21 protein-coding genes are annotated in these 21,068 nt (G+C 55.1%); 15 read left to right on the top strand and 6 right to left on the bottom strand.

The window, feature by feature from the left end; all coding sequences use genetic code 11:
* Positions 1-53 precede the first annotated feature (53 nt).
* Both SA339_10170 and SA339_10175 read left to right on the top strand, forming a co-directional pair.
* Positions 54-569 (top strand): hemerythrin domain-containing protein, encoded by a 516-nt coding sequence (locus SA339_10170; GenBank protein MDW5563579.1) that lies wholly within the window; start codon positions 54-56, stop codon positions 567-569.
* Entirely contained in the window at positions 566-730 is a 165-nt protein-coding gene (locus tag SA339_10175; GenBank protein ID MDW5563580.1) for a rubredoxin, read from the top strand. The genes SA339_10170 and SA339_10175 overlap by 4 nt, the downstream gene beginning before the upstream one ends.
* Here SA339_10175 and SA339_10180 read toward each other — a convergent pair whose 3' ends face one another.
* A complete protein-coding gene (locus SA339_10180) occupies positions 731-2,131 on the bottom strand; it encodes a hybrid sensor histidine kinase/response regulator (GenBank protein ID MDW5563581.1) in 1,401 nt (466 codons plus the stop codon).
* Positions 2,132-2,291: 160 nt separating this feature from the next.
* Positions 2,292-4,061: a cation:proton antiporter gene (locus tag SA339_10185; GenBank protein ID MDW5563582.1), complete on the bottom strand. Its 1,770-nt coding sequence runs from the start codon at positions 4,059-4,061 to the stop codon at positions 2,292-2,294.
* 402 nt (positions 4,062-4,463) lie between these two features.
* Here SA339_10185 and SA339_10190 point away from each other — a divergent pair, with 402 nt between their 5' ends.
* Together SA339_10190 and SA339_10195 are read left to right on the top strand one after the other, a co-directional pair.
* The gene (locus SA339_10190; protein MDW5563583.1) at positions 4,464-5,381 is read left to right on the top strand and encodes a TRC40/GET3/ArsA family transport-energizing ATPase; all 918 of its coding nucleotides are present in this window, start codon (positions 4,464-4,466) and stop codon (positions 5,379-5,381) included.
* Between the two features lie 88 nt (positions 5,382-5,469).
* Positions 5,470-5,805, top strand: coding sequence for a hypothetical protein (locus SA339_10195; protein MDW5563584.1), 336 nt, complete (start codon positions 5,470-5,472; stop codon positions 5,803-5,805).
* A 9-nt stretch (positions 5,806-5,814) separates the two neighbouring features.
* Here the strand turns inward: SA339_10195 and SA339_10200 are convergent, their stop codons facing one another.
* The gene (locus SA339_10200; protein MDW5563585.1) at positions 5,815-8,208 is read right to left on the bottom strand and encodes a PAS domain-containing protein; all 2,394 of its coding nucleotides are present in this window, start codon (positions 8,206-8,208) and stop codon (positions 5,815-5,817) included.
* 630 nt (positions 8,209-8,838) lie between these two features.
* Here SA339_10200 and SA339_10205 point away from each other — a divergent pair.
* From SA339_10205 to SA339_10215, 3 genes are all read left to right on the top strand, one after another.
* On the top strand, positions 8,839-9,615 hold the full coding sequence (locus SA339_10205) for a phosphotransferase (protein MDW5563586.1): 777 nt from the start codon (positions 8,839-8,841) through the stop codon (positions 9,613-9,615).
* Between the two features lie 184 nt (positions 9,616-9,799).
* Positions 9,800-10,159 (top strand): hypothetical protein, encoded by a 360-nt coding sequence (locus tag SA339_10210; GenBank protein MDW5563587.1) that lies wholly within the window; start codon positions 9,800-9,802, stop codon positions 10,157-10,159.
* A 93-nt stretch (positions 10,160-10,252) separates the two neighbouring features.
* Positions 10,253-10,516, top strand: coding sequence for a hypothetical protein (locus tag SA339_10215; protein ID MDW5563588.1), 264 nt, complete (start codon positions 10,253-10,255; stop codon positions 10,514-10,516).
* 178 nt (positions 10,517-10,694) lie between these two features.
* Here SA339_10215 and SA339_10220 read toward each other — a convergent pair whose 3' ends face one another.
* A complete protein-coding gene (locus tag SA339_10220; protein MDW5563589.1) occupies positions 10,695-11,054 on the bottom strand; it encodes a cupin domain-containing protein in 360 nt (119 codons plus the stop codon).
* A 408-nt stretch (positions 11,055-11,462) separates the two neighbouring features.
* Here SA339_10220 and SA339_10225 point away from each other — a divergent pair, with 408 nt between their 5' ends.
* The 4 genes from SA339_10225 to SA339_10240 all read left to right on the top strand — a co-directional run bounded on the left by SA339_10225 (position 11,463) and on the right by SA339_10240 (position 15,978).
* The gene (locus SA339_10225; GenBank protein MDW5563590.1) at positions 11,463-13,082 is read left to right on the top strand and encodes an ATP-binding protein; all 1,620 of its coding nucleotides are present in this window, start codon (positions 11,463-11,465) and stop codon (positions 13,080-13,082) included.
* 1,104 nt (positions 13,083-14,186) lie between these two features.
* Positions 14,187-14,348 (top strand): hypothetical protein, encoded by a 162-nt coding sequence (locus SA339_10230; protein MDW5563591.1) that lies wholly within the window; start codon positions 14,187-14,189, stop codon positions 14,346-14,348.
* An 11-nt stretch (positions 14,349-14,359) separates the two neighbouring features.
* On the top strand, positions 14,360-14,788 hold the full coding sequence (locus SA339_10235) for a hypothetical protein (GenBank protein ID MDW5563592.1): 429 nt from the start codon (positions 14,360-14,362) through the stop codon (positions 14,786-14,788).
* A 161-nt stretch (positions 14,789-14,949) separates the two neighbouring features.
* Positions 14,950-15,978 carry a hypothetical protein gene (locus SA339_10240; GenBank protein ID MDW5563593.1) on the top strand — a complete coding sequence of 343 codons (1,029 nt, stop codon included), beginning with the start codon at positions 14,950-14,952 and terminating at the stop codon, positions 15,976-15,978.
* A gap of 69 nt (positions 15,979-16,047) precedes the next feature.
* On the opposite strand, the gene SA339_10245 is transcribed toward SA339_10240, so the two are convergent.
* Positions 16,048-16,464, bottom strand: a complete 417-nt coding sequence (locus SA339_10245) for a hypothetical protein (GenBank protein ID MDW5563594.1) — start codon at positions 16,462-16,464, stop codon at positions 16,048-16,050.
* Positions 16,465-17,535: 1,071 nt separating this feature from the next.
* Here SA339_10245 and SA339_10250 point away from each other — a divergent pair.
* The 3 genes from SA339_10250 to SA339_10260 all read left to right on the top strand — a co-directional run bounded on the left by SA339_10250 (position 17,536) and on the right by SA339_10260 (position 18,559).
* Entirely contained in the window at positions 17,536-17,772 is a 237-nt protein-coding gene (locus tag SA339_10250) for a hypothetical protein (GenBank protein MDW5563595.1), read from the top strand.
* 98 nt (positions 17,773-17,870) lie between these two features.
* The gene (locus SA339_10255; GenBank protein MDW5563596.1) at positions 17,871-18,110 is read left to right on the top strand and encodes a hypothetical protein; all 240 of its coding nucleotides are present in this window, start codon (positions 17,871-17,873) and stop codon (positions 18,108-18,110) included.
* A gap of 86 nt (positions 18,111-18,196) precedes the next feature.
* Positions 18,197-18,559, top strand: a complete 363-nt coding sequence (locus SA339_10260) for an SHOCT domain-containing protein (GenBank protein ID MDW5563597.1) — start codon at positions 18,197-18,199, stop codon at positions 18,557-18,559.
* 185 nt (positions 18,560-18,744) lie between these two features.
* Here SA339_10260 and SA339_10265 read toward each other — a convergent pair whose 3' ends face one another.
* Positions 18,745-19,563: a DUF4352 domain-containing protein gene (locus SA339_10265; GenBank protein MDW5563598.1), complete on the bottom strand. Its 819-nt coding sequence runs from the start codon at positions 19,561-19,563 to the stop codon at positions 18,745-18,747.
* A 559-nt stretch (positions 19,564-20,122) separates the two neighbouring features.
* Here SA339_10265 and SA339_10270 point away from each other — a divergent pair.
* Positions 20,123-20,941, top strand: a complete 819-nt coding sequence (locus tag SA339_10270) for a hypothetical protein (protein MDW5563599.1) — start codon at positions 20,123-20,125, stop codon at positions 20,939-20,941.
* Positions 20,942-21,068 lie beyond the last annotated feature (127 nt).

Consider the following 21,068-nt stretch of genomic DNA (forward strand, 5'->3'; position numbering starts at 1 on the left):
TTATATTAGCCTCCAGGGCCAATGATGGAGCGATGTTGCCGGCAGGGCCCCTGATGATCGAGCATAGGCTGATCGAGCGGATGATCACAGTGCTGGACCGGCAACGGGTATCCGTCGAAGCGGGAAGCCCCCCGAACCATGGCTTGCTGGACAGTGCGGTCGATTTCATGAGGACCTACGCCGACCGGTGCCATCACGGCAAGGAGGAGGAGCTGCTTTTCGCCAAGCTCAGGGCCAAGTCGATGGTCCCGGAGATGGTCCAGGCCATGGACCGGCTGATAGCCGACCATGTTCGTTCGCGAGCGCTTGTCGGCCGGTTGAGCGAGCTGAACGACCGATCGCGCGGCGGGGACCTGCCCGACGGGAGAGAGATAAGTAAGGTTCTTGGCGAGATTGTGACTCTCTACCCGGACCACATCTTCAGGGAGGATAAGCAGTTCTTCCCCGCGGCCATGAAATATCTTGACAAGGAGGAGAGCATCGCTCTCCTCGGACAATTCGAGGAGTTCGACCGCAAGCTCATCCATGAGAAATATCGCGCGGTGGTAGAGGGAGTGGAGAGAAAATGAGGAAGTGGAGATGCACGGTTTGCGGTTATGAGTACGATCCAGAGAATGGCGACCCCCTCAGCAACATTCCTCCGGGAACCCCGTTCGAGTCCCTGCCCGATGACTGGGTGTGCCCGATGTGCGGAGCGCCCAAGTCGGCGTTCGAACCCATCGAAGAGTGACTAAACGAATCGGTACCGGCCCCGGGGCACCAGGATCTCGAACAGCGCTCCCTGGGCCGGAGCGGTCTCCCGGATGGTCATGCCGGTTATTCCGAGGATCTCCCGGACCAGGTACAGCCCGTGGCCGAAGCGGTCGTCGAACATCTCCCTGCGCTTCTCTGGCCGGATGCCTGAGCCGTTGTCGAGGCAGACGATCACCAGATCCTCCCCACGCATCTCATAGGTGAACCTGATCTCGCTCGCGTTCCCATGGCGAACGGCGTTGAAACCGAGGTTGTGGAAGACCTTGTGGATCAGGGGATCGGCGTAGATCTCCAGCCCCTTGAGGTCGATAATGACGGCGGCTTCACCCATCTGCGCCTCGGCTATTCCCTTGGCCACGGCCTCATGGGCGAAGAACCACTCCGGGCTTTGCTCCCCCATCCTGAGATAATCCTGGGAGAACTGCATAGCCTTCCTCATCTTCTCCCCCGACACGCTCGCCTTGGCGATGTAGTCCCTCATGCTGTCGGTGTCCTTCTTGGAACGGGCGATGTCCAGGTATCCGTAGAGGATGGTCAGCTGGTTCATGAGGTCATGCATGGTGATGGATCCCATCAGCGACAGCTTCCTCTTCGATATGGTGAGCTCCTCCTCCAGCTTCTTCTGTCCCGTCAGGTCGGTGAGGATGGTGACAAAGTAGCCTGGCTCGGGGGTGTACAGCGCGACCGAGAACCAGCGGTCGAGGGGCTCGGAGCGGGCGGTGAAGCGCACCTCCCTGCCGTCCTTGATGATGCCGTCGAAGGCCTTGAGCATCTCGTGCTCGAAGCCTTCGTGGTCGGTGATGAGCCGGCGGACATCCTGGCCTAGCACCGACTCACCAGGCCGGGCGAACACCCGTTCGAAGGCGTCATTGACATCGATTATCACAGAACCGAAGGCCCTCTCGCGCTCATCGTAGATGATGCGATGGTAGGCGAAGCCTTCCTCCATTCTCATGAGGAGAGAATGATAGGCGGCCTCATCCTTCCTCTCCTTCTCTTCGATCATCCGCCGCTGCCTCGTTTCCAGGAAAGACCGCACCATGGAAATATCATGGCAGACGTCCCCGGTCCGGGGAAGGTACTGGTCCACCCCGTTCAGGATGGCATCGAGGACGATATCCTCGTCGGCGTTCCTGGACACCAAGAGGAAAGTGTTGAGGTATCCCATGGCCCGAGCGTTGCGCAGCAGGTCCACGCCGTTCATGGAAAGTGCGGTCATGTAATCGCTGACCACCGCGTCGTAGTTGCCCGAAGCGATCATATCGAGGGCGCTCTCCCCCGAGCATGCGGTATCGACCTTGAAGCTACCATCTGAGCCTAACAGGTCCGCGCATGACTCCAGATCTTTGGGATCGTCGTCTACGAACAGCACCTGCATCAAGCATACTCTCCAAGCCCCACTCCATTAACGGTTCCAGATATAATAGATGGCACTAAAATAACAGTAATCTGAACAGGGAACAATTGGAACATGGAGGAGCGATCGCCCGTCCTGTCACCAAAGGCACCGTCCGGGGACGGAAAAGGTTCGCCGAGGTTCAGCGCTCCGCCTCGGGCTCGTCGGCTTCCTCGCCGTTAGGAGAGATGAGCTGGCAGAACCTGCCATATCCCTGCTTCACCGTGTTCCAGGACAGGTACACGATGATCGCCGCCGCGCCTCCCACCGCGATCGTCCACACCGTGCCGAACAATAGTTGCGGCAGGAAGGGCACGACGAGGACCAACATCAGGAGCACCAGCGAAGCGGTTCCGAGGTTGGCGAAGATCAGGTACACCGTCCGCTCGTTGGTCCTCGTCTCCTTGGAGGAATCCCTCACCAGGGCGGTCAGACCGGTGGCTATGCCCTTGACGTGCGAGTGCATGTTGTAGATAATGGGCGCCATGACCACCAGCAGCATCAACAGCAGCAGCTCCTGGGGGAGGAGCCTCAGCTCGGTGGCGGGATGAGCGAAGGTTGCAGTGAGATCGAACACCACGGTGAACGCCATCATGATGGCCACGATGACCATGACATCGATGAAGATCAGGGAAAGCCGCTTCCTGATCTCCGCCTTGGCGGGGTGGGCCCCCCTCGTCCGGTCGGCCGCGGAGTGCAGATCATCGATCCGGCCCATGGCGCACCGGACCCTCTCCGGGACCATGCGGGAGAGGGCGTCGAACAGCTGGGGTTGCTTCTTGGCGATCATGGGCATGATGATCATGGTCATAAGCGCCGCCCCGATTACCGCCGAGTAATAACCCTCGCTTACCGCCCCAGCCTCGTAGGCGGTCTTGGCGATGATGAACGCGAACTCGCCCATGGCGAGCAGGCTGGTGGCGACCAGGAAGCTGTCGCGGGCGGTCATGTTGGAGAGGTAGCTGCCCAGCCAGACAGTGGACGTCTTGCTGACGATGAAGACCACGGCGATGATCACCGCCAGCACGATGTTCTCCCCGATCAGCTGGGGCGTGATCTGCAGCCCGATGGATATGAAGAACACCGCCATGAACAGGTCCTTAGCCGGCTCCACGCTCTTGATCATCCGGTCGCTGAACTTGGACAGCGAGACCATGATGCCCATGATGAAGACGCCGATGGCAATGGAGAGCCCCATCTCCTGAGAGATGGCAGCCATGGCGAAGCACAGGCCGACGCCTACGATGAGGAGGATCTCCGACGAGTACCGGCGGCCGATGCGATCCAAGGCCCGAGGCACCAGAGACATGCCGAAGACCATGGACAGGCCGATGAATAGGACGAGCCCGATGACCATGTTGACCGTGGAGCCCAGGGCCGGGGAGTCTCCCGCCAACAGCGGGGCGGCCATGGCCAGGATCAGGACCTGGCCCACGTCCTCGAATATGGTGATGGTAATGATCGATCTGGCCATCTCGGCGTCGATGTGTTTTGTCTCCTTCAACACTCCCACCACCACCGCCGTGCTGGTCCCGGAGATGATGGCGCCGAGGAAGATAGCCTGCAATGTGGTCATTCCCAGCATGACTCCGGTCAGGTAGCCGGCGGCGACGACGATGGGCATTTGCAGGCAGACGATGAACAGGAGCTTCGAGCCGGTGACTCTCAGTTTCCTTATGTCCGTCTCCAGGCCGATGTAGAACATAAGGAGGACGATCCCGATGTCGGAGAGCAGGGAGACAGTGTTCCCCTCCACCCACAGGGATGGGAGCATGGTGGGGCCCAGGATGATGCCGGCGGCCAGATAGCCGAGGATCGGAGGCATCCTGATCTTGGTGAAAAGAATGGAGAGCCCTCCGGAGATCAGCAGGAGGAGGGCCAGGTCAATGACTACCCTGGTCGTTTCAGCCATCGTGCCCTGCTCCCGTCAACTCAACATGTGCTCTCATCGGACCTCGTAACTTGCATCGGCGATCTACCTGGGACCGGTCACGCGTGCACTTCATCATCAGGGTGTGGTCCAGGCTCTGGGGCACAGGCCCCCGTTAAATTCATGGGGCCGGTGTAAGCGGGTCAGGACACCCTGCCGCAATGGCCGCCTTTTTGCGGCCCAGGCTTATGCTATTACGAGACCATCCTGATATAAAAATATATTCGATCGATCGCCAGCCCGGACGAAAGTCGTCATGCTCAGGGAGAGTGCCGTTTGCCGCCCTCATCGTGATCGAGCTCGGGGACGAGGGACGGTGGGGAGAAGGCCGGGCGATAGAAAGACTAATGGAGGCCCGAAGCCTTCGAGGGGCGAGGCGAAATGATGCACCAGTCCGGTTTGACCGAGCTTGTCGAGAGCAAGAAGTTCCTGTTCTTCGGGGGCAAAGGGGGCGTGGGCAAGACCACCATGGCGTCGGCCACCGCAAGCTGGCTCGCTGATCAGGGCTACAAGACCCTGATTGTGGCGACCGATCCCACGGTCTCACTATCGGCGATCTATGAGCAGGACATCGGGGAGACCGACCTCACGGTCATCGACAAGCAGGAGAACCTGTGCGGGCTCAACATCAATCCCAAGAAGGCCATGGGGGTCTTCCAGAGCCGGATGAATAACATGATGGAGGGCTTTTCCACTCTCTTCGGGTCGGAGCTGCTTTCGACGCCATGCACCGAGGAGATCGCCGCCTTCGACCAGTTCGTTACCCATATGGCTGATACCGAGCATGACAAGGTGGTCTTCGACACCGCGCCGACCGGGCATACCCTGCGGGAGCTGAGCATGCCCTTCGATTGGTCTGGCTACATCGCCAACCAGATCGAGAACCGCAGGGAGCTATCCGAGCTCATGGGCTTCGTTTACGATGAGAACATGATCAACGACCTGAGGGCCGAGAAGGCGCGGTACGATGCTGCGGTCCGGGCATTATCGGACAGCTCCACCTCCGCCTTCAACCTGGTCCTCCTGCCGGAGAAGCTGCCCGTGGACGAGACAGAGCGGGCGGTTGAGGACCTGGGGACATTTGGCATCAATGTGCCGGCCCTCATCATCAATGAAGTCATCCCCCGGGAGGTGCTTCAAGGGAATTGGTTCCTGGAGCGCCGTCGGGCCACCCAGGACAAGTATCTGACGATCATCCAGAATAAGTTCGCGGACATGCTCAGGACGGAGGTACCGCTTCTCGAGACCGACGTCTACGGGGTGGAGAGCCTACGCAAGGTCGGAAAGATCCTATATGGATGAGGCTCGAGCCCTGGATGCGGCGAAGCTATCTATACTGCCGATATCGTTCAAGGCTTGACCGATCGGGACGATCACGACGAGGGATGCCATGGACAAATTGCGCCTAACCATATTGTCGTTCGCCTGCTGCAACCCCAAGCTGGCGCCGTACGACCAGCAATATGCCGAACGGTTGAGGGAAGCGCTCTCCCGGACCGGGATCGAAGGGGACATCGACCTGGTGCATGCCACCGAGGCCCGGATGTCACCCCAGTACGCTTACCTTGGAGCGATCCAGCCGCTGATCCAGAAGTACGGGCAGGGAGTGACCCCGGCGCTCTTCATCAACAGCAGCCTCACTTTGTTCGGTGGAGTGCCTACGGTCGAGAAGCTGGTGGAAACGCTGGAGAAGGCCAGGACGGCAGTGGAACAAGGCCGGCTCTGAGGCCGAGGCTCAAGGATCCCGGCATTTGGCGGCAGGAAGGAGAACGACGAAGCGAGCCCCTGCCTCCGGCTGCCCGGGGACCCGGTCCTCCACCCACACCCGCCCCTCGAGGCTCTCCACCAACCTTCGCACCAGGAAAAGACCAAGCCCCTTACCCACCCCTTTGGTCCGGCCCCGCCAGGTCCGGGAGAAGACGTTTTCCTTGACCCGGTCGGCGATCCCCGGGCCGTCGTCCTCGACATCCACTCGGTGATACTCGATCCCCGTCTCGAAGGTCGAGCTGACCCCGATCCAGATGTTCAGCGTCCCTTCGGAATGCTTGATGGCGTTGTCGATGAGGTTGGAGAAGACCTCCTGGACAAGCGGGCTGGCCATGATGCAGTGGTTCCCCCTCGAGATGAACCGGATGTCGATCTCCCGGCTGGGGTGAGGAGCATGGTCGGCGATGACCTTGCGCAACACCTGATCTAGATCGATGATGGCCAGCGCCTCCCGCCCTGACTCGATCGCCTGCAGGCCGCGGATGCTCTCGATCAGGCGGGAACTCTCCTCCAGGGCTTGCAAAGATCCCCTGACCCAACCTCGCTCCTTCGTGCCCAGCTCGTTCACCGCCTGCAACAGCTGGAGGTACCCCATCGACGCGGCATTGAGGTTGTTGATGTCGTGGGTGAGCAGGTCGATGAACAGCTCGGCACGCTCCTTGGAGACGACCAGCTCCCTCTGGACCTGGAGCTGGTTGGTGAGATCCTGTCCGACCGCGACGGCTCCGATGGTCCTGTGGGACTCGTCGTCATAGATGGGAGTGGAGGACATCATCATCACCATGTCCCGTCCATCGTACCGCTTCAGGGTGACCATTTCGTTGTTGGTGACAACGCCCTCGAAGGTCGCTTTTACCATCCCCCAGTCATCCATGCGGAGAGGCTCTCCGGTCTCGAAGGACCAAGCCTGGACCTTGTCCAGGTCCTTCAGGTCGCTGAAAGAGGGGAGGATGGAGGCCCATAAGCTGACCCCAACGGCGTTAATCTCGGCTATCCTTCCAGAGCGGTCGACCAACGCCACTCCCACCGGCAGGGTGGCCATTATGGCCTGTAGCCTCTCCCTCTCTTCCGTGACCTCCTGGGATAGCTCCTGTGCCCGTCGGCGGGTCTTCCTCTGCTCGGTGACATCCACGGCCATGATTAGCAGGTCCGGGAGGTCCCGACCCTCGGCCCGCAGGGGCACCACTGAGCCGTACCAGTACATGACATCCGGCCCCAGTCCGGTCAGGACGAAGTCGCTGGCGTAGTAAGGCCTGCCGGTTGTCGCGACGTTCTTGAGCATCTGGATCATGCCGGTCTCCTGGGAACCCCGAATCACCGTCTCCAGGCTCAAGCCGACGATGGATCTGCCTTTGAATCCTTCAGGCCGGTACCGATCCGCATAACCGTTGGTCCACTTGACCTGAAGGTCTCTTCCACCCACCGCGATGACCACCGCCGGTACGTCGTCCAGCAATGTCTGGAGTATGTAGCGCTGATCCAGCTCCTGGTGGTACAGCTCGGAGTTCTCCAGAACCAGGGACACCACGGTCGCCAGCTTCATCGAGAAATCTATCTCCTCAGTCGAATAGGCACGAGGGTGGGAGAAGGAGAACACCAAGGCCCAGGCTACGTCCGAACGCACCTTGAAGGGAACGCTAAGGATTGACAGGATGTTGAACTTGGCCATAGTCTCCTGGTCGACCCATGCGACCTGGCGGATGTCCGGGACGGCGACCGGTACCTCCTCTGGTGACAGGAATGTACGGTGCATCGTCTCATCGGTCATGGTGTGCTCCGTCTGGCCGTTGGGAGGAGAGTCGTTGATGAATCGGACCGTCCATCTATCGCCCTCCCGTATGGAGATGATCACGGTCTCGCTGTCCAGCGCCGAGGCGGCGATTTCGATGACCCGTTTCATGATGTCGGGTGTGCTCATGGTCGAATTGACCGCTCCATAGACCCGGTTAAGGACCTCCCCCAGCATCTCCCCGCTTCTGTGAGCGGTGGCATCCTTGGCAGTGACAACGACCCTGACTTCGCCGTTCTGGTTACGCACCGGGACCGCATCGTAGTGGAAGAAAGACCTTCTCCCGGTTGTGACGTAGGTAGCCTCGCCTTTCTGGGCAGATTCGTTCTCGAAGGCTCGCCGGACGATCTCCTCCAGTTCCCTGGCCTCACCGGAAGAGAGAGAAAGGTCGGAAAATTTCTTTCCCATGATGCCTTCGAGCTTGAGGCCCAGGTACCGTTCGGCGCTCGGGCTGGCATATTGGATCCGCAGCTTCCGGTCCACGAGGTAGATGTAACTGGTGGTCCCCGTGAGGACGGTCGTGATGTCTAGATGATCGGCCGCCTCATCCCTTAGCCGGTTCGCCTGTTCCATTACTGCCCTCCTATTATGTAGCGGGGCCAGAAGTAGATTTAGTTGTCCATCGCCCCGCCCCCCCTCGCCCCAGCGGGGTACACCTCTCCGGAGAACCAAAAGAGATGCTGGCCAATTTTATATTGATAGAACAAGAACAATAAATGGCGTCAGGCCAGAAGCATTCATTCTCAAATAGTATAGTTATTGAAAAAGTTTCTATGTCATCAGAAATTATTATAAACAGGTCGATGCAATTGAAAGAACAGAGGTGCAGGAGAACTTCCCCTTGGTCTAGGTTCAACGACCGCCGACAACTCCTGTCCTCGACCTACGGGAGGGGGAATGAGACCCATATTCGCGCAACAAGGTCACAAGCTCAGCCTCCTCCGGTAGGTCTCATTTGTTCAGATGATACCTACCGTGCCTCCCGGTTTAAGTAATTGCTTAGGACGCTTCACCCCGTGATAATTAGACCACTCGCCGGCCGGAAGGGTACTGGGCATGCCGTCCGCTCCCCTCGCTCGCCGGCAACCGCGGTAAGGATACCGATAATTAGCTATACCCGGGGTTACAAAAACTGCCATGGGACGGTTTTTTATGGGGGTCAAGGGGAGAGCATTGAATGGTACGTGCCAGACCACCAGGCTCATGAGCGAACGTCTGGCTTCTGACATCATCGAGTGTGACGGGGCCCTGGTTATCAAGCTGTTCTCCCCGCAGGTATCCAGGGAGCTGGTAGAGGAGGAGGTAAGACTTACCAACCTCGCTCGCAGCTTGGGAATACTGACACCCGAGATCCAGGAGCTGGTCCAGACCAGTGACCGATGGGGCTTCTCCTACCACAAGATCAACGGCTCCACTATCATGGACGTCTTGATCGCCGGGGAACGGGACATCGAGGAGCTGGCCATGTCCTTCGCCCAGCTCCATCGCCACCTTCATGAGCACCCCGGGACGGGGATGCCGCTGCTCAAGGACCGCCTTCGGCCCCTCATCCAGGAAGCGGACCTCCAGGCCGAGCTTAAGAACAAGGCCCTGTGGTCGCTATCCGACCTTCCCGACGGGGAATGGATATGTCATGGGGATTTCCATCCCGGCAACGTCATAATGGCTCAGGAGGGCAGCTATATACTCGATTGGGTGGAGGCGTCCAGCGGCCACTACCTGGCGGATGTAGCTCGGTCGTTGGTGCTAATTCTGGCCTGGCTGCCAAACCAGCTAGAGCGGATGGGGGCGTCCCTTCCCGCCCATGACCTTGACCGGTTCCACAAGGTCTATCGGGCACATTCGTTCCGCTCCACCCCAGAGACTGAGGAACTCCTCGACCGATGGACCTTCACGATGGCCGTTGCCCGCCTTTGCCAGTCCATACCCGGGGAGGAGAGAAGGCTGAGGGATCTGATCGATAATTTGGCCCGGCGATGAAACGGCCCGCGTGTCGAGACTGGAAATTAAAGCCCGGTCGGCGGCCGTGCCACCGTCAATTTTTTCAGGCTCTGGGAACTCATTATCCGAAAGGATATTTATTATTATTGGATAAATATAAATATGCCGGGCACCGATGTTATATATCGGCGTCTAAGTGACGGATATGAAAGGTGGGGGGACCGTGGACAGGAACAAGGCCGTCGGCTATCTCATAGCTCGAGCGATGGCCGCCCAGGTTTTCGGGAACGAGGAGAGATGCAGGGCTTTCACCGAGGCGGCCCGTATCATCGAGAACATGCCCCCTGGCCCTTGCGAGAGGTCGACGAAGGATGAGGGGGATAAAGGCGGGAACACGGGGTCGAAGAGATCTTACCCTTGCCATGTAAAAAGACCGCGTCACGTCTGGCGCTCGTTGCAGGTCGTCCGATCCATTGTTCAAACCAACGGGCTTGCATTCGAGATCCACATGCAGTCCATTCTCTTCGTGCGTATGACGCTCCGCGGACCAATGCGACCAGACAATCGCGATCAAACGAAGTAGGAGTATGGTGTGAATCTGCCCGCGATACGTCCCAGAAGGCCGGTCACGCTCCACAATGGTCCGTCGCGGGATACAAAGGGAGGTCGGAACATAGTGCCATACACATTTATAACGCGGAATGAACTAGAGATTCCAGAAAAGATGATGCCACGAGAGCCACCTCGGATAAAGGAAAAATCTGCGGCGAGCCTTAACGAGATGCAAAAGCTCGAGCGGGAGATGGGCGTGATCCTTCTCGCCTGGTACAAACAGCCAATAATCTTCGCGAAGCTCGATGATGCTCAGGTAGAGAGGTTGCGAGAGCTTGAGAGAACCTTGGACACAACCCTCATCGCCTACCAACCAATGGATGGATGATCCCTCTTTTTGCAACAGAAGAGCTTAGCAAGTCGGCGATCGTCCTACGCCCTCCTAGCCGATGCGAAGTCTATCGCCGTGGTCCGCTGGAGCACTTCTCCCGATGATAAGATCACCATCAGATAGGTCCAAGCTCCTGACCACAGCGATGACCTGACTGGTGCATCCTTATTCTAGCTCACTCCCTGATCATCGTCAACACCATCTTGAACCTCCTGACGGCTTTGAGAGCATGCGGTACGTTCGCTGGAAGGACAATGGTCTCTCCCTCCTTCACCTGGTGTACCTGGCCTCCCACCCACACCTCGCTCTCGCCTTCGACAACGGTGAGGACCGCATCGTACGGTGCGGTGTGCTCGGATAGCCCCTCGCCCTCGTCGAATGAGAAGACGGTGATGGTGCCCGCCTTCTTGTTTACAATCATCCGGCTTGCCACCGTCCCCTCCTGATAAGAAATGAGGTCTTTTAAGAGGAAGACCTTGGAGTGTAGGTCGTCATATTTTCTTTTCTGCTCGTCGTCCGTCCCGGATCCTGCCACGATATGTTCCACCTGGGAGCTGCCTTTTAGGCCGATAACGTCCCTTCGATGGAACCGATGTGATGATACATAAATTGTTCATGCTTCACCGCTCCTCAACGGCTTTGAATGGGCCGCGCGTTATGTCGCATCGAGGTGCAGGTCGGGCGCCGCCTTGGCAACATCCGGAAAACCGACCAGGTCTGTTGGTCAGGTAATGTCACCGTTACCAGCTTTCCTTCACAGCGGCTCTTGGAGACAATGCCCTCCTCGTTGCTGTTGATCGGACAGGCCAGAGACTGCTATACGGATATATGTGCATTGGACCATGGTTTATTATAATCAGGTCGGTAATAACATACAAGGTCAGCGGGGATGGCCAATATCTTCCCATAAATCTGTTCAATCTTGCGTGGGGAGGCCATCTGAGTGGGCTTGCAGAGTGGAGAAGGGAACGAGGCGATAGGCCGATTGTGGAGCAATGTCGCCGAGGATGAAAAATGTCGTCTGCTCTATAGTAATACGGGGCAAGCGCTCGCCATCCTGGAGCTGGTGCGCGATGAACGTGGCGATGTTGTCGACATCATACTGGTCGATGCCAACACAGTATGGGAGAGAAATGCCCATCAAGATCTCAAGATGGTAATCGGGCGAGGAATGAAGGCTTCCAGCTTATACAATGACCGGGACCTGGTCGATGCTATCGAAAGGGTGGAAAGAACCGGCGAACGGGAAATAATGGAGCACCAGGTCCCGAGGTTCGATCGGTATTTTGAGAGCTGTATCTTTCGCATCGGTCCGGATCGGATCGGGACGTTGTCCAGAGATATCACCGAGAACAAACGAGCGGAGCAAAGATTGGAGTCGGAGCTCAGGGATACCCGCCTTCTGCGGAACCTGAGCATGCGATTGATGATCGAGGACGATGCCCGGACCTCCTACCAGGAGATCATGGACACGGCCGTTGTTCTGGCCAAGGCGGACATGGGCACCATGCAGATCCATGAGAACGGTTCTCTCACGGTCGTTGCGTACCACGGGTTCCAGAAAACATTCCTGGACCATTTTGCAGATGCCACAGGGATTGCTTCCTCCTGCGGCCATGCGGTGCAGCGCTATGGGCGGGTCATCGTTCCCGATGTGGAAAACAGCCCCCTCTTCGCCGGGACGGCTTCCCTTAAGGTCCTGCAGAATGCTGGTGTTCGGTCGGTCCAGTCGACCCCCCTGATCGGTCGTGAAGGAAAGCTGCTCGGCGTGCTGAGCACCCATTGGACTAAGCTCTACGACCCGAGCGAGCAGGACCTCTGGCGTATCGATCTGGTGGCAAGGCAGGCCGCCGACATCATCGAGCGCAGGAAGCACGAGGAGGAGCTCAAACGGTCCAACTCCGAGCTGCAGCAGTTCGCATACACCGCATCGCACGACCTCAAGGAGCCGCTGCGCATGGTCTCCTCGTATTTGGGCCTCTTGGAGAAGAAGTACGAGGACAAGCTCGACGATAATGGCGTGGAGTATCTGCGCTACGCCGTGGAAGGCGCGGTGCGCATGTCCTCCATCATAGATGATCTGCTCACCTACTCGCGGATAGGCACCAGCGGTACACCCATGATACCCGTTGACATGAACGATGTGCTTGCTACCGCCTTCGGCGATCTCAGGGTTGCCATACGGGAGAGCGGGGCCCAGATCACGAACGTGGAGCTTCCTACGGTGACGGCTGATAGATCACAGATCGTGCTGCTACTCGAGAACCTAGTCGCCAACGCCATCAAGTTCCGCGGTGACTACAAGCCATACATCGAAATCACGGCCGTCACCTTCGACAACGAGTACGTCTTCTCGGTCAAGGACAACGGCATCGGCATCGACCCCAAGTACGCGGACAAGCTGTTCAAGATGTTTCAACGTCTTCATACGAAAGAGGAGTACCCCGGTACGGGAATAGGCTTGGCGATATGCAAGAAGATCGTGGAGCGTCACGGCGGCAGAATATGGTTCGAGAGCGAACCGGGCAAGGGGACGACGTTCTACTTCACAATACCGACGTAGCTGGTTGACAGGTCCTGGCGGGTTGTGGGGCGCTCTATATGGAGCGTGTAGAGGGCCCCGGGATCGAGATATGGAACAGGAGGCGAGGCCCGATCTGATATTGACGTAACTTCGGATGACCTTCAGCCTGTCCTCCTTACAAATGGGTCTGGTCAATGCATCCCAACCGACCATCTCTGGCACTGAGACATCATCGACCAGTTGAGGATGGTCTGATAGGGCTCAGATCAATCGCATGATCGTCCCTCGCCCATCTAATTCGCACTTACGTTCTTCTCCTCCCGTACGCAATGACCTTCAACCTACTGGTCAGAAAATATGATGAACAGTACGCAACGGAATTCAGGATGGAGGAATGCTCCGCATGTGGGGGCTGCCAATAATATCAAGTCTTACGCAATGAGGAGGCGGCAGGGTGTTCATGCGTATTCTGCGCCCATAATGGGCGGAAATGGATGTCCAACTAAGCGACCAATGGATTCAAGCATGCCAAGAGTAAGATGGCAAGGCAGAGGGGTTGTGGGCCGGGACCTCGTGGGGATGAGGCCGGCCCGGTGGGGGAATAAAGATGGCAGCAGCTCCGACCACAGATACTGGAATGCGGGGGAGCTGGATCACAGCGGCCTGATTGGTAGCAAGCCCCTGTCCGATGCTGTGACTGAACCTCAAACACGAAAAATTGACTACATGAATCTTGTGAACGATTGCTCCCCGTCGAGCGTTGAGAAAGAGAACCTCCACGGATGATGAAGTTGAGAAATGGGGCTGAGGTCCATGGTTGGGCAGGGGCGGACTCGAAGGTGAAAGGCTTATACCCGGCCCACCCCAATGCTCGGGCGAATAGGGGGTGGGCCGGATGATCACAGCGTTCTGAGTGGCCTTCCTGAAATACCGAGGGTTGCTGTGATCGAGTAATAATAGTGTCCACGCGGGCTACAAAAGCATTATGAACAATTCCTCTCGGGCGAGGGGGTGCCCCGGCAAGAATGCCGTTCTGCAGGCATTGCTACAGGTGGGCGAGAATGCTAGATCAAGAAGGTCGCCTCGCAGATCGACTAAGGAAATTTGGAACAAAGTCGCCGGAGGAGTGAAGGGCCATGCAAGGTGTCGACATCGTTGAAGCCGACATCCAATGCGGCCGAGGACCTGGTCGCCGCAGCCGACAAGGCGATGGAGGACGACAAGATCGACGCCGACGAGGTGGCGGTCATCGTCGGGAAGGCAGAGAAGGCGGTCGGAGCACTGGCCCAGCTGATCAAGGGGTGAGGTGGTAGGTGGTGGAAGGTCACGATCCCCTGATGGACGAGCTCCCCGTCTTTCTATTTTGTCCAGAGCACTCCCGCATCGATGACTCGGTCAGGAGCTCGAAGGATATGGAGAAATCTCTCGAGGACCGGGTCGCCGACCTCACCATCGCTCACACCAAGCTGGAGACTACGGTCACCCAGCTGGTCACCGAGATCAAGGAAGACCGCGAGGATCGCAAAGAGGAGAGGATGCAGGAGGCCGAGGAGCGGGAGAAGGACCGCCAGGCCATGCAGAAGAACATCGAGTTCTACCAAGGCCTCGTGACCTGCAACAATAAGGCAAGCATCGAAGAGCGTAAGGAGATCATCAAGTACGGCGTGAAGGTGATCCTCATCCTCCTAATGGCGGTCGTCGGCATCAAGGTCGTGACCGCGGCCGTGGAGGTACCGTTCCCCTGAGTCGTTTTTTATATTTTTAAGTATAAATTTACTTGAACAAGCCCCTGATGATAGATGGCCATGGCCTCTAGTGATAATGATATTGATTAATCTGGATAATTGGCCCAATAAATATAATATCAATCTAAAGATTGAAAGATGGGGAAGAATAATTGGCAATAATGAGGAAGAATCTTATCATCACCGCCCCGGCGCTCATGATTGTCTTTGCCATCATGCTGGTGGCCCTGATGTACAATCCGCAAGGTGCGAGCAAGGACGATACTGTATTGGACGATAGAAATCCCGCCCTGGTCACAATATACGGAATGGTGACCGACGACAATGGAACGCCGTTAGAAAACGCTACCATAAAGACACAAAGCATGTACGAGGGAGAATTTTACGCCACAATAGAAGCCAATGGCTCGTACATCCTCGCATTTAATACCACTTCATCATCACTGACCATAATGGCGAACTGTAAAGGACACTGGGGCGAACAGACCACCGTGTATCCGAAATATCACGACACCGAGTTCGAGGAGAACTTCACCCTGTTTCCAAACAAGATTATCAACTTGCCGTTAGGCATAGTGACTTATGTCGACTCTCCGGACGGCTCATCCAATTTTACGTTGAACGTCAACCTGACCAGTGGCTACTACTATGTTAAGGAGGAAGGCTCCACCGAACCGAAAGTTCTTGGCCTTCCATTAAAGAACATGACGTGTAAAGTTTCAATTGGGAGCGGACTGACGATGCTGTATGCCAAAGTTGGTTTGTTTGGATACTATATTAAGGAGACTGGAGAGATGGAAGGGATGAATTGCGACTCTTTAGGTTCAGTCTACGGCGTTCCGATGGAGAGCAGCGGGCCAGATACGTCATCAAGTTCGTGGAACCATTCCACCTTGCACCTCGCTGGGGGACAAGAAGCGAACGTAACGCTTTCTATGAAGAATACAACCTATGAATTCCCTTCGGGCGATCGTCCGAACCTCTCCTTCGACTTTCTCGGAAGGGCTGTCACCTTCGAAATGGTCAATATTACCACCGGCAATATCGACTTAGCGACTGGCTTTCGTGTCGATTCGAGTATCATTGCCATCTCACTGAATATCGCCCCGTTGGCGGAAGGAGCTCATTTATATGAGGTGTTCACCGAGAGCGGTTGCGTAATCTGTGTACGAGAGGTTAATAGTGGCTAAATCGTAAATGGACAGTAGCCAGCATGGTCGACGACCTCTTTGAGCTGAATATTCAAAAAGTCGAACAACCTATGGTGGCGTTCCGAACGAATCGACCCTCATCACCGTAATATTCACTGGGTTGCCGGTTACCTTGTATTCCAACGTCCATTGACCGACAAACTTGCCCGAATACATAGATGGGTTGAATGACCTGACGGTGTTGACACTCTGGTTAGCTATATTTTCTTTTACAATTGAGGCAAGGATAACTCCATCTGGACTGACCGCAGAGATGTTCAAACTAGCCGTGCCTACAAACTCAGCAGTAAGCCTAATGCCGATCCAGCTGCTGTCCACATCAATATGTCTTGAAGATTCTCCGTTGGTAGTCGAGAACGAAAAGACCTCTGTGTACTTGGCATCGCTTAGAGGGGGGCCATAATATGTGCTTGCCTGGTTTGGCCCCACGAGCGACATTAATACTAGCAAGATGACGATGATCAATCCAATGCCTAATATCGAAAACATACTCTTTTTCCACAAATGACTTTTCCCCCTATCTTGATTTTTTAACGATCCATTGAACGAGACCTCATATCCTTATTAATAAAATAAAAGAGGTTTGGTCAGGCAGGTTAACCGACCCAAACATAGAGATTGGCGAAGTTCTGCCCTACAGATTGTCCATTGGACATGTATACGATAGACGTGAACCCACAATATTGGTAGCCGCCGGCCGCCTTAGGTGTCGACGCACATGTCCCAAAATCGTAACTGCTCGTCCCAGATTGCTTGATATATCCATTAAATTGGCGTACCGTATTACTGTGTCCAGTGCAAACCAATTTCTGGTTATTATAGTAGGTTTGGAACCAAATTTCACACGATGGCTGTGTTCCAAAGTTTTGGACTGCATATGGATTTAATCCAACATATGCCCAATTGTTCGAATTTAGGTCACCCAATGTTGTCCCATTGGCGGGAGCTGCTGCCGATACTACTACATTTTGTCCGTTGGAGGTTGGGCTTGACCAAGCCATATAGAGCGCTGGATTCGACCCTGTCGCCAAAGGATACTGGCTAGATCCAGAGATGTGTGCCTTGGCAGTATAGAACATGTGATGGGTCTAGAAATCATAAAAGACCATTAGGTCCGCACTCATCCCCGTGAAGCCATTATAGGAGTAATTGGACCAAGTCTCGGAGCAAAAGCTCACATATCTCGGATCTGCGTTCGTATAATCTGCAGAGACTGTTGGCGGCAAAATCATCATTAGGCTGATAGCAAAAATGCCGAGCATTACTGCTATTTGCATACATTTTCCTTTGACCATTTTCCTATTCCCCACAGCTGTATCTCTACAGCTCTGGAGGTTAGATAAGTTGTTATCTATTTAGATATTGACTGAGACTTCTCCCTGCTACCAAAGACTTATCATCTGAACGTATTTCATTCCAAATTTTTCGGATTCATTTATCTGTTGCCTAATAACCACTTCTCGTCTTCTTGTACACACTTTCGCTCCCCTCCCCCCGCAACGGATGTCAAGCGGCCCTCTTCTCCGGATGATTATGATGAATGATTACGTCAACGTCACCAAGGCGAAGATCTGCCCGGCCTGCGGAGCCGTCAACCGCATCCGGTACGATTGGAGAACAATGATGGTCGAGGCCCCTTGCTCGTCATGCGGTGCCCTGGTCAAGTGGAAGCGGAAGATGCTCGGCGCCTGCGGTTCCATCCGGACGGCATTCGAGGACGATGCGCCGGAGCTCGTGACGCTCGATCAGTACGATCAGGACGGTGAGGCGTGATGGCGGTGCGATCGCAGCGATCGGTCCTCTCCCGCCGCGTTGAGTAACCCCGGAGCGAGGTCGAGCTCCTTCGCGAAGCACAGGACCGTCTGCACAACTTGACGAAGCTGCTGGGCGTGCTTGGTCATCATGGCCTCGAGGTCCTCGGGTACGAGGGACCTGCTCGCTACGAGCTCGGTCGCATCGTTCAATGCGAGCTGTGCGGTGACCTGGTGACGGTCGAGGACTTCGGCTTCGAACTGAGGCTCAGGAGCAAGGCCTTGGGGCCGCGGTACGGATATGTGCACAAGGATTGCTTCGAGCGAACCGTATCGCCAGCAGCGCTCATGTCGCGCTGATGCCGCCGCTGTCGAGTTTATACGGCATTGGTTTTGTTGATACTCCAAGTCATTCCTATATACACGTCGATGAGCTAGCTAGACCGATGCGGAAACTGGACTCTCGCCAGGGGATATTTGGCCTGATATTAGCGCTTCTCTTGGTAGTGTTGTTGGTAATATTTGTAGTAATCATGGTGCTCGCCGTCCTCTATGGCTTTGCCCTTTTCCTGGTTTATTTTCCGTGGCTGTTCGTCCTCATCATCGTATTCCTCTTGATCTGGTGGGTTTTTCGGACCGCGTTCGGTTGGCCTCACCGGCGTTACTACTACAATTACTATCAATACCCGTATGCTCCGCGTACGTCCAGCCGCACTCCCGAAGAGGTGCTGGATCAAAGATACGCTCGCGGAGAGATCAGCAGGGATGAGTATCTTAGGATGAGAGAGGACATGAGAATGGGCAGATAGAGCTTGGATGTCCTAAACTTCTTCTAAAATGGGCTGGCCGGTCGCTCTCCTGCTATCGCTCGTTGACTAGGAAGCCCGCCTCGTCGAGGACCCAATAGCTTTCTCGAATGAATCGATGTCGCGCAGCTGGAGCCCCTTAGTTCTTCGCCTCAGTCTTCGAGATGAAAAAGGGAAATGAAAGAGGTTTACAAATTGACTGTGACGGTGTTGACGTAATCGTCATAGAGCAGCTTGGTCGGGGTCGAGCTCTGGGAGACCTCAAAATTCACCTGAATGATGGCCGAGGCTCCGGACTGCATGTCGTCCGGCATCATCGGGGAAACGGAGTAGGTGATGTCATGGGTCTGTCCGTCAGAGGTCTCCAGCTTGAAGTAGGAGCCGTATAGTGTCAGCGTGGTGGCCAGATCGTTCTTCAAAATCAGGGTTACCTGCACATACTTGTTGCCAGCAGCCGGGAGAATGTATGGGCTGTAGACGAGAGGATCCGTATGGGTAACCCTGGAGATCTCGGCGAACTGCGGATAGGACAGGTCGATGATGCTCGAGGTGACCGGGACGATGATGCTGTCGGTATGATCATCAAACTTAAGCGATGTGGGAGTGACACCGACTGGGATCTCGAAGGCGCAGTAAATGGCGGTCGACTTGGCGTGATCGAGTCTCAGCGCGGTGAAGGTGTCGCCCTTCCATGAAGTGGTGTAGTTCTTGCCATCCGAGCAGGTCAGAGTCAGGTACAGCGCGGACACGAGCGTCGACGTTGCGCCATTGTTGGTGATGTTGGCGTAGGCCATGACGATGATATTGCCATCAGCAGCCTGATCCATCATGTCGGCAGAGTGATGTCCCCTGATCCTCGATACCGTCATGGCGAGCTGAGAGTTGCTAGCAGTGTTGTCGCTCGATCCATTGTTTTTGTCAGTGGCCTTGGTGTTTCCCCCCAATGAGGCCGCGACTGCTGCGATGAGCAGGACGACCACTGCGGCGACCACCCCAATGATAAGCAACTTCTTGTTACTCTTCTTGGCTGGTGGATAATACGCTGGAGCCGGCTGGTGTACCGGCGGTTGTGGTGAAGCATTCAAGCTCGCTCCGCAGCTCGGACAGAATTCTGCGCCTGGCTTTGTGAGCGCACCACATTTAGAGCATGTCAAATCTTGTTCCCCCCATAATTTAGTTCCAGAGATTATTGTAATTATCAAAAATATAACTATGGAAATAACGGGGCTCGATATACGGCGCCCTACGCACGCCGAGTTGCCTTATTCCCTTGATAACGTTGAGCTAACGATTATGAACGGGCTTGGAGATTTTCTTCCGACAGTAGCCCTTGTACAGTAAACAATACCATGGGGGTCACACCGCCTCCATGGGGGCTACCTATCGCTTTTATTCCTCGCCCTTGCGGTTCGCGATGGTGCTGTCACACGATGGTTAACGGAACGGGAAACAATAACGGCCCCTTGGAGCATGACGTATCATTCATAACTCAGGTCTTTGTTATGGTGCAGTTTTCTCTATCCAATATTAGATAACTATAAGCACTTCGAAGGAGTCCTTATTATTGTGGGGGAGATGGAGAATCCAGAAAAAGAAATAATAAATTATTTTAAATCTCCAATATATACAGCAGCTATTGCTACTAAGGAGGATTTTTCGGAGATATCTAAACTCATAAATGACTATGTGATTAGCGGAGACGACCGGAGTGAAGCTATTTACAAGCGAACAGAGGAAGAATTGGAATTCAGCATATCCAATGGACTATTCGTCAAGATTGAAGACGACAATAGTAAGATAGTGGCAATAATTGGCGCTTACCCTGTATCGTATATGGAGGGGTCGATTGAGCACAATCTCGTGGAGATAGGTACGCTGGTTTCCATTCTTCAAGAGAAATCGTCCAATACGAGTATGGGGGCCCCTCGATACTGGCTATTCGATTTCTTAATCAAATCAGCAGTTATAAACGTCCTCAGCTTAGAGAGAAAGAAGATGAGCATAAAGGGGAAAAGACAGGATTTGGTTTTTGAAAGGCTGATATGTAATATCCAGGCCCCATTAGTAAAGCATAAAGAAAGGCTCACCTCGGAGGAACTGGGGTGGGAAATGCTGGAAGTTGCGGAAATACACGGTCTCAATCAGATCTGTTCAACCACAGTTTCGGATGAGGAGAAGGCCGGCCGTGAGAAGAATGAGAATAAGACTGAGAAGGAAGTTTTTACGGGCAAGGAAAAAAACTATTTTCAATTCCAAGCGCGATTAATTCCGGAATATGCCAATTACTTATCTGATTGCATAAAAAATGGTGCCATCAGGGGAGGGAGCTATGACGATCCAGCTAATGAAAAAAAAGCACAGAGACATCGTCAAAGCAAAAATTAAATTCGAACCACGAGTGATTGAGTTCATTCAGGATCATGAAAAAAAGTAATTGAAAAACCTTATAATTCGAAGAGTAATGGTGGTCACTCCTCCCCCTTCCTGTTCGTAACTATGCCAACTGGTCAAT

The sequence above is a fragment of the Methanomassiliicoccus sp. genome (genome assembly GCA_033485155.1).
In the GTDB taxonomy this organism is placed as follows: Archaea; Thermoplasmatota; Thermoplasmata; order Methanomassiliicoccales; family Methanomassiliicoccaceae; genus UBA6.